This is a genomic window from Georgenia sp., from assembly GCF_054605595.1.
This window is the reverse complement of record NZ_JBTSDU010000127.1, coordinates 1-8,970: the sequence shown is the minus strand read 5'-3', so window position 1 is coordinate 8,970 and position 8,970 is coordinate 1. Positions and strand designations below refer to the sequence as shown.

At 74.2% G+C, this 8,970-nt stretch carries 8 protein-coding genes; all 8 read left to right on the top strand.

What is annotated here, in order from left to right:
- Positions 1-127: 127 nt before the first annotated feature.
- Positions 128-661: a DUF4233 domain-containing protein gene (locus tag ACYC1Z_RS12625; protein WP_461409879.1), complete on the top strand. Its 534-nt coding sequence runs from the start codon at positions 128-130 to the stop codon at positions 659-661.
- A gap of 11 nt (positions 662-672) precedes the next feature.
- A complete protein-coding gene (gene ndk / locus ACYC1Z_RS12620; RefSeq protein ID WP_461409878.1) occupies positions 673-1,116 on the top strand; it encodes a nucleoside-diphosphate kinase in 444 nt (147 codons plus the stop codon).
- Between the two features lie 48 nt (positions 1,117-1,164).
- Positions 1,165-4,746, top strand: a complete 3,582-nt coding sequence (smc, locus tag ACYC1Z_RS12615) for a chromosome segregation protein SMC (RefSeq protein ID WP_461409877.1) — start codon at positions 1,165-1,167, stop codon at positions 4,744-4,746.
- Positions 4,747-4,824: 78 nt separating this feature from the next.
- Positions 4,825-5,124 (top strand): hypothetical protein, encoded by a 300-nt coding sequence (locus ACYC1Z_RS12610; protein ID WP_461409876.1) that lies wholly within the window; start codon positions 4,825-4,827, stop codon positions 5,122-5,124.
- A 60-nt stretch (positions 5,125-5,184) separates the two neighbouring features.
- The gene (gene ftsY, locus ACYC1Z_RS12605; protein WP_461409875.1) at positions 5,185-6,345 is read left to right on the top strand and encodes a signal recognition particle-docking protein FtsY; all 1,161 of its coding nucleotides are present in this window, start codon (positions 5,185-5,187) and stop codon (positions 6,343-6,345) included.
- Positions 6,346-6,514: 169 nt separating this feature from the next.
- Positions 6,515-7,834, top strand: coding sequence for an ammonium transporter (locus ACYC1Z_RS12600; protein WP_461409874.1), 1,320 nt, complete (start codon positions 6,515-6,517; stop codon positions 7,832-7,834).
- Positions 7,831-8,169: a P-II family nitrogen regulator gene (locus ACYC1Z_RS12595; protein ID WP_461409873.1), complete on the top strand. Its 339-nt coding sequence runs from the start codon at positions 7,831-7,833 to the stop codon at positions 8,167-8,169. Before ACYC1Z_RS12600 ends, ACYC1Z_RS12595 begins: the two co-directional genes overlap by 4 nt.
- The coding region (locus ACYC1Z_RS12590) for a [protein-PII] uridylyltransferase family protein (RefSeq protein ID WP_461409872.1) at positions 8,166-8,970 on the top strand (805 nt) is incomplete at its 3' end. The genes ACYC1Z_RS12595 and ACYC1Z_RS12590, both read left to right, overlap by 4 nt.

Here is an 8,970-nt window from a genome sequence, read left to right as displayed (position 1 = left end):
CGGGCCCCCCCGGCCGGCCCGCCCCGGATGGCCCGCCCGGGCGGTACCCGCGCCGGACGCCCGGCGCGGACGGCCCGCCAGCGGATGGTGCGCCGGGGAGTGCCGGCTGGTGGGTAGCCTGGCGGGTGTGAGCACCGCACCCGCCGCCGGGCCGACCGGGGCCGAACCGACCGGGGCCGAGGCGACCGGCGCCGAACCGGTCGGCGCCGAACCGATCGAGGCCGAGGCGAGCGGCGCCGAACCGATCGGGGCCGAACCGGTCGGCGCCGAACCGACCGAGCCGCGCCGGCCCGGTTCCGCGCTGCGGATGTTCGCGATGTCCGTGCTGCTGAGCGAGGCGTTCGTGGTCCTCTTCGCGGCGCTCGCCGCCTTCGGGCTCGACCTCGCCGCCCCGGCCGTGGTCTTCGGCGTCGGCGGCGTGGTCATGTTCTGGTGCGTCCTGGCCGCCGCGCTGCTGCGCGGAAGGGCCGGCTACGTCCTCGGCTCCCTCGTCCAGCTGGTGCTCGTCGCCTCGGGCTTCGCCATCGGCATGATGTTCGCCGTCGGAGCCGTGTTCGCGATCCTGTGGATGGTGGCGCTGCGCTCGGGCCGGCGGATCGACGTCGAGCGCGAGGAGCGGTACCAGGCCGGCCTGGCCCACTTCCGAGCGGGTGCCCGGTAACGTTCGTCCTCGTGACCACTACGACCCCGCCCACCGAGCGCACCCTCGTCCTCGTCAAGCCCGACGCCGTCGCCCGCAACCTCACCGGTGAGGTCCTGCGCCGGATCGAGGCGAAGGGATACCGCATCGTCGCCCTGGAGTTGCGTGCGGCGTCGGACGAGCTCCTCGCCGAGCACTACGCCGAGCACCACGGCAAGCCGTTCTTCGACCCGCTGATCGAGTTCATGCGCTCGGGCCCCGTGGTGGCCGCGGTGGTCGAGGGGCACGGCGTCATCGAGGGCATCCGCGTCCTGTCCGGCAGCACCAACCCCACCAGCGCCCCCGCCGGCACCATCCGCGGTGACCTCGGCCGGGAGTGGGGCACCAAGGCCGTGATGAACCTCGTGCACGCCTCCGACGCGCCCGAGTCCGCCGACCGCGAGATCCGCCTGTGGTTCCCTGACCTGGGCGCCTGACCGGGCCTGCGGGCGCGACGCCGCCCGCGCGGGCAATATGCTGCACCGGTGCACCTGAAGACGCTGACGCTGCGAGGATTCAAGTCCTTCGCGTCCGCGACGACGCTGCATCTCGAGCCCGGCATCACCTGCGTGGTCGGTCCCAACGGCTCCGGGAAGTCCAACGTCGTCGACGCGCTCGCGTGGGTCATGGGCGAGCAGGGCGCGAAGACGCTGCGCGGCGGATCGATGGCGGACGTCATCTTCGCCGGGACGTCCTCGCGGGCCCCGCTGGGCCGGGCCGAGGTCTCGCTCACCATCGACAACACCGACGGCCTGCTCCCGATCGAGTACGCCGAGGTGACCATCGCGCGCACGCTGTTCCGCTCCGGCGGCTCGGAGTACGCGATCAACGGCACGCCCTGCCGCCTCCTGGACATCCAGGAGCTCCTCTCCGACACCGGCATGGGCCGCGAGATGCACGTCATCGTCGGGCAGGGCCGGCTCGACTCCGTGCTCCAGGCCTCGGCCGAGGACCGGCGCGGGTTCATCGAGGAGGCAGCCGGCGTCCTCAAGCATCGCCGGCGCAAGGAGAAGGCGCTCCGCAAGCTCGACTCGATGCAGGCCAACCTCGCCCGCGTGAGCGACCTCAGCGCCGAGATCCGGCGCCAGCTCGGGCCGCTCGCCCGACAGGCCGACGTCGCCCGCCGCGCCCAGACCGTCCAGGCGGACCTGCGCGACGCCCGCGCCCGCCTGCTCGCCGACGACCTCGTCCAGCTCTCCGCCACCCTCACCCAGGACGTCGCCGACGAGACCGCCCTGCACGAACGACGCGCCGTCGTCGAGGCCGCCCGGGAGGAGGCTCGGGGCCGCCTGACCACGCTCGAACAGGCCGCGGCCGCCGCGGCCCCCCGCCTCCGTGCGGCGACCGACGTCTGGTACCAGCTCTCCGGGCTGCGCGAACGGCTCCGGGCCCTCGCCGGCGTCGCCACCGAACGCTGCCGCCTCCTGGGCACCCCCACCGCCGAACCCGTGCCCGGCCGCGACCCCGAGGAGCTCGACGCCCGCGCCGCCGCCGTGCGGGAGCAGGAGGACGAGCTCGGCACCCAGGTCGCGGCGGCCCAGGCGAGCCTCACGGCACGCACCGCCGAACGGACCACCGCCGAGGAGGCCGAGCGTGCGGCCGAGCGGGCCCTGGCCGCCATGCATCGCGGCGTCGCGGACCGGCGCGAGGGACTCGCCCGCCTCACCGGTCAGGTCGGGGCGCGGCGCTCCCGCCTCGAGGCCGCCGAGGCCGAACTCGGCCGCATGCGAGAGAACCTGCGCGCCGCCGAGCAGCGGGCCACCGAGGCGCAGGAGGAGTTCGACACGCTCGAGCGTCAGGCCGCCGGTGTCGAGGAGGGGGAGGAGGGGCTCGACGAGGCCCACGAGCAGGCGACCGCCGAGCTCGAGGACGCCGAGTCCGCCGTGACCGCCCTCGTCGAGGAGGAACGCGCCGCCGAGGCCGACCGGACCACCTGGACCGCCCGCCGCGACACCCTGGCCCTGTCCTTGCGCCGGAAGGACGGCACCGGAGCCCTCCTCGAGTCCGGGCTGCCGGGCCTGCTCGGCCCGCTGCCCGACCGGATCACCGTGGCGCCCGGCTGGGAGAACGCCGTCGCCGCCGCCCTCGGCCCGGCCGCCGACGCTGCCGTCGTGGAGTCCGTCGACGTCGCCGTCGACGCCGTGCGCAAGGTCCGCGAGGACGACGCCGGGCAGGTGCGGCTCCTCCTCACCGGTGCCGGCGACGCCGCCACGGACGCCGACACCGCCGGTGAGGCCCCGGCCGGGGCGCGCTGGGCCGGCGACCTCGTCACCGTGGCGGACCGGGGCATCGCCCGCTCCGTCCGCCTGCTGCTCGCCGGTGTCGTCGTCGTGGAGGACCTCGCCGACGCGCGCCAGGTGCTCGTCGCTCACCCGGCCCTCACCGCCGTGACCCGGGTGGGGGACGTCCTCTCTGCCGTGACCGCGCACGGCGGCGCCCCGAGCGCCCCCAGCGTGCTGGAGCTGCACGCCGCCCACGAGGAGGCGGTCACCGAGGTCGAGGCCGCCGCCGCCCGCAACGAGCGCACCCGGTTCGCGCTCGTCGCCGCGCGCGAACGGGTGAACACCGCCCGCGAACGGGCCGACGCGACGCTGGCGGATCTGCACGCCTCCGACGCCCGGCTCAGCGCGGTCGCCGAACGCCTCGGCCGGCTCGGGTCCACGGTGCGCGGCGCCCAGGCCGAGGCCGAACGCACCCGCCCCGCCATCGAGCGGGTCGAGGCCGAGATCACCGAGCACGCCGCGGAGCTCGCCGCCCTCGCCGAACGGCTCGAGGTCGCCCAGCGCGAGCCGGCCGAGGCGGCGGCGGACCTCAGCGGCGCGACCGAGGCCCGGGACCTGGCCACCGAGATCGCCCGCGCCGCCCGCACCGCCGAGACCGACGCACGCCTCGCCCTGCGCACCGCCGAGGAGCAGGCCAAGGCGATGGCCGGCCGGGCGGCGTCCCTCGCGGCCGCCGCCCGGGCCGAGCGCGACGCCCGCCGCCGGGCCGAGGAGAAGGAGGCCCGCCGCGCCGCCCAGGCCCAGGTGGCCGTCGAGGTGTGTGACGGCGCCACGCGTGCCAGCGAGGCGATCGAACGCTCCGTCACGGCGGCCGCCGCCGAGCGCGAGCAGGCCGAGAACGACCGCGCGGCCCGCGAGGAGGCCCTCGCCGCGGTGCGCACCGAGCTCGAGGAGATCGCCGTCCAGCTCGCCACGCTCACCGACGCGGCCCACCGGGACGAGGTCGCCCGCGCCGAGCAGCGCCTGCGGATCGGCCAGCTCGAGGAGCGGGCGGTGACCGAGCTCGGCCTCGACGCCCAGACGCTCGTCGACGAGTTCGGCCCCGACCGGGCCGTGCCGTCCACGGCACCCGTCGCCGACGGCGAGGAACCGCCCGAGCCCCGCCCGTACGTGCGCGCCGAGCAGGAGAAGCGACTGCGTGCGGCGGAGCGTGACCTCGCCCGCCTCGGGAAGGTCAACCCGCTCGCACTCGAGGAGCACGCGGCCCTGGCCGAGCGGCACAAGTTCCTGAACGACCAGCTCGCCGACCTGAAGAAGTCCCGCGCCGACCTCATGAGCATCGTGCGCGAGGTCGACGAGCGCGTCGAACGGGTCTTCAGCGAGGCGTTCGCGGACACCGCCCGGGAGTTCGAAGGGGTGTTCTCCCGGCTGTTCCCGGGTGGTGAGGGACGCCTGGTGCTCACCGACCCCGAGGACATGCTCACCACCGGCATCGAGATCGAGGCCCGGCCGGCGGGCAAGAAGGTCAAGCGTCTCTCGCTGCTCTCCGGCGGCGAGCGCTCCCTGACGGCGGTCGCCCTGCTCGTGGCGATCTTCAAGGCGCGGCCGAGCCCGTTCTACGTCATGGACGAGGTCGAGGCCGCGCTCGACGACGTCAACCTCGGCCGGCTCCTGGACATCTTCACCGAGCTCCGGGCGAGCTCGCAGCTCATCGTCATCACGCACCAGAAGCGCACGATGGAGATCGCCGACGCACTCTACGGCGTGACCATGCGCGGCGACGGCGTCACCACCGTCATCTCCCAGCGCCTGGTGCAGGAGCCGGAGCCCGTCGTCGGCAGGTGAGGGAGATCACCGCCCCGTCCGGGTGTGCGGACCGGCGGGCGGCTGCGCCGCCACCGTGGTTGTGGTGATACTGGAAGCATGTCGGGGGCAATGGTCGTGGGTGTGGTCATCGCGGTGCTGTGCGCCGTCGGAGTCGTCTGGATGCTGCTCGTCGAGCAGCGCCCGCCCGAGGGCTGGGCGGCGTGGCTGCGGGCGAGCGTGCGCGCGTGGCGGTCCGAGGAGCTGCGCTCCGAGGACGTGCGTGCCCGCTCCGCCGAGGTGCGCGACACCTCCGTCGACGAGATCTTCACGCTCGGCCCCACGCCGGACGAGCCCGCCTACGCCCGCCTGGGAGAGCTGCACGCCCGCCGGCAGACCCGCTCCGTGACGCGTCGCTGACCCGCAGGTGACCCCGGTCCACAGGTGACCCCGGCCCACGCCGTGGGCCACACTGGGAGCGTGACCGACTTCCAGTGGATCCTCATCGCCGTCGCCGTCCTCGTGGTGGCGGTGGTCATCGCCGGCGCGACCGCCCTGACGAGCGGACGCCGCCGCGGTGGGCCCGGCGCCACGCTGCCACCCGTCGACGTCAGCCCCTTCGAGGTCGACCAGCCGCCCGCCGAGGGCGCCGACGTCGAACCCGCGGGCCCGGCCCCCACCGCGGTACCCACCCTGGAACGCCCCGAGCCGGTGGCCGGGCGCCTGCAGCGCCTGCGCGCTCGGCTGGCACGATCCGGCACCCTGGGGCAGTCGCTCCTGGCGATCCTGTCCCGCGGCGACCTCTCCGAGCGCGACTGGGAGGAGCTGGAGGAGACCCTCCTGCTCGCCGACGTCGGGATCGGGCCCACCACCGACCTCATGACGACGCTGCGGACCGAGACCAAGGTGCTCGGCACGAAGGACCCGGAGACGGTGCGGGGCGTGCTGCGCCGCGAGCTGCTCGCCCTGGTCGACCCCGACCTGGACCGGTCCCTCCACCTCGAGCCCAGCGTGGCCGAGGACGGAGCGCGTCACCCGGCCACCGTGCTGGTCGTGGGCGTCAACGGCACCGGCAAGACCACGACCGTCGGTAAGCTCGCCCGGGTCCTCGTCGCCGAGGGGCAGGACGTCGTCCTCGGTGCGGCGGACACGTTCCGCGCCGCGGCGGCGGACCAGCTCAGCACGTGGGGCGCCCGCGTGGGGGTGCCCGTGGTCCGCTCCGACCGGGAGGGCGCCGACCCCGCCGCCGTCGCGTTCGACGCCGTGAAGCAGGGCCGCGAGACCGGTGCCGACGTCGTGCTGGTGGACACCGCCGGACGGCTGCAGAACAAGTCCGACCTCATGGCCGAGCTCGGGAAGATCAAACGGGTCATGTCCCGTGAGGCCCCCGTGCGCGAGGTGCTCCTCGTGCTCGACGCCACCACCGGGCAGAACGGGCTGCGCCAGGCGCAGGTCTTCGCCGACGTCGTCGACATCACCGGTATCGTGCTGACGAAGCTCGACGGCACCGCCAAGGGCGGGATCGTGGTGACGGTCCAGCGCGAGCTCGGCGTCCCCGTCAAGTTCGTCGGCCTCGGCGAGGGGCCGGACGACCTCGCACCGTTCGTGCCCGAGGACTTCGTGGACGCCCTGCTCGCGTAGCCGGCCGGCCGCACGGGGACACACTTCGGGGCCCACGGGCCCACGAAACACAAACTTCATCTCCCCAGGGCAACCGTCACACGGACGAAACACCCAGGTGCGCGTGCGGTAACACGGGCACGCGAACCTGCTCCCAGAGTCGGCAAGAGGTGCCGGCGAGGGAGGAACCATGGAGCTGGATACCGGAGCCACCGCCTGGATGCTGATGTCAGCATCCCTCGTGCTCCTCATGACACCCGGCGTGGCGCTGTTCTACGGCGGCATGACCCGGTCGAAGTCCGTCCTGAACATGATGATGATGTCCTTCGGCGCCATGGCCGTCATCGTCGTCGTGTACGTGCTGTGGGGCTGGTCGATGTCCTACGGCAACGACATCGGTGGCATCATCGGCAACCCGTTCGACCAGTTCGGGCTCTCCGGGACCATGTATACCGACTCGGGCGAGTTCGCCATCGACGCCTACGGGGTGCCGGTGGTCGTCGGGGTCGCCTTCCAGGTCACCTTCGCGATCATCACCACCGCGCTCATCTCCGGCGCCATCGCCGACCGCACCAAGTTCTCCACCTGGATGGTCTTCGTGGCCCTCTGGGTGACGCTGGCCTACTTCCCGATGGCCCACATGGTCTGGGGCGGTGGGCTGCTCGGCGCCGCCGGACCCTTCGCCGGCATCGCGGCACCGATCGACTTCGCCGGCGGCACCGTCGTGCACATCAACGCCGGCGTCGCCGGCCTGGTCCTCGCGCTCATCATCGGCAAGCGCAAGGGCTTCGGGAAGGTCCCGATGAAGCCGCACAGCCTGCCGCTGACGATGCTGGGCGCCGCCCTGCTGTGGTTCGGCTGGTTCGGGTTCAACGCCGGCTCCGCCTTCACCGCCGACGGGCTCGCCGGCCTCGCCTGGGTCAACACCACGTCCGCGACCGCCGCCGCCGTCCTCGGCTGGCTCATCACCGAGAAGATCCGCGACGGCCACGCAACCTCCCTGGGCGCCGCCTCGGGCGTCGTCGCCGGCCTCGTCGCCATCACCCCCGCGGCGGGCGCGCTCGACCCGGTGGGCTCCCTGGTGCTCGGCGTCCTCGCCGGCGTGCTCTGCGCCCTGGCCGTCGGCCTGAAGTACCGTCTCGGCTACGACGACTCCCTCGACGTCGTCGGCGTCCACCTCGTCGGTGGGCTGGTCGGCACGGTCGCCATCGGCTTCCTGTCCACCGAGACCGGCCTGTTCTTCGGTGGCGGGGCCAATCAGCTCGCCGTGCAGGTCATCATCGCCGCGGGGGCGATGGTGTTCTCCGGCGTCGTCACCGCCATGATAGGTCTCGTGCTGAAGGCAGCGATGGGCTGGCGGGTGAGCGAGGAGGTCGAGGTCAGCGGTATCGACCAGTCCGAGCACGGTGAGAGCGCCTACGAGGTGCTCGGTGCCGGAAGGTTCAGCACGGACCCCGCCCGCGGCGCTACGGTCTCGGCAGCACGATCCACGACGGAGGCAAACGCATGAAGCTTGTGACCGCAATCGTCCAGCCCCATCGGCTCGACGACGTCAAGAAGGCCCTCGAGGCGGCCGGGGTCCACGGCATGACCGTGTCCGAGGCGAACGGCTACGGCCGGCAGCGCGGCCACACCGAGGTCTACCGCGGCGCCGAGTACACCATCGAGCTGGTCCCGAAGGTCCGCATCGAGGTCATCGTCGGGGAGGAGACCGCGGCCGCCGTGGTCGACGCCATCGTCGGAGCCGCGCACTCCGGCCGGATCGGTGACGGCAAGGTGTGGACGGTGCCGGTGGAGGACGTCGTCCGCGTCCGCACCGGAGAACGCGGGCGCGAGGCCCTGTGACCTCGGCGTCCCGGCGGACGCCACCCACGTCGGGCCCGGTCCGGCTGCCTCTGCTGGGGCAGCTGGGCCGGGCCCGCTTCGCCCTGCCGGCGCCAGGGCCCGGTGCCCCGGGCGCCGGTCACGCCTACCGGCGCGCCCTGGCCGACCTGACCGACGCCGCCCTGGTCGAGCTGTGGGCGCACGCCGGCGCCACGACCGGCCTGGACCTGGGCCGCGGCGTCGCCCTGACCGCGGTGGGCAGCCTCGGCCGGCGGGACGGGGGACCGGCCGCCGACCTGGACCTGCTGCTCGTGCACGACGGCGGCACGTTCGACCCGCACCAGCTCGCCGCGCTCGCGGATGCGCTGTGGTACCCGGTCTGGGACTCCCGGCTCGAGCTGGACCACGCGGTGCGCAGCCTCGGCGAGTGCCGCACGATCGCCTCCGCCGACGTGCCCGCGGCGGTGGGGCTGCTGCACGTGCGTGCGGTGGCGGGCGACGCGGGCCTCGCCCAGGCGGCCTCGCAGGCCGTGCTCGCCGACTGGCGCTCCGCATCCCGTCGGCGCCTCGAGGACCTGCTCGCGTCGATCACCGAACGGGCCGAGCGGGCCGGCGAGCTGGCCTACCTGATCGAGCCCGACCTGAAGGAGGCCCGCGGCGGCCTCCGGGACGTCGTCGTCGTGCGTGCCCTCACCGCCACGTGGCTGACCGACCGCCCGCACGGCGAGTTCGACCGTGCCGCCGCCCACCTGCTGGACGTACGCGACGCCCTCGCCCGGACGGCGGGCCGCGCGACCAACCGGCTGCTGCTCGCTAAGCAGG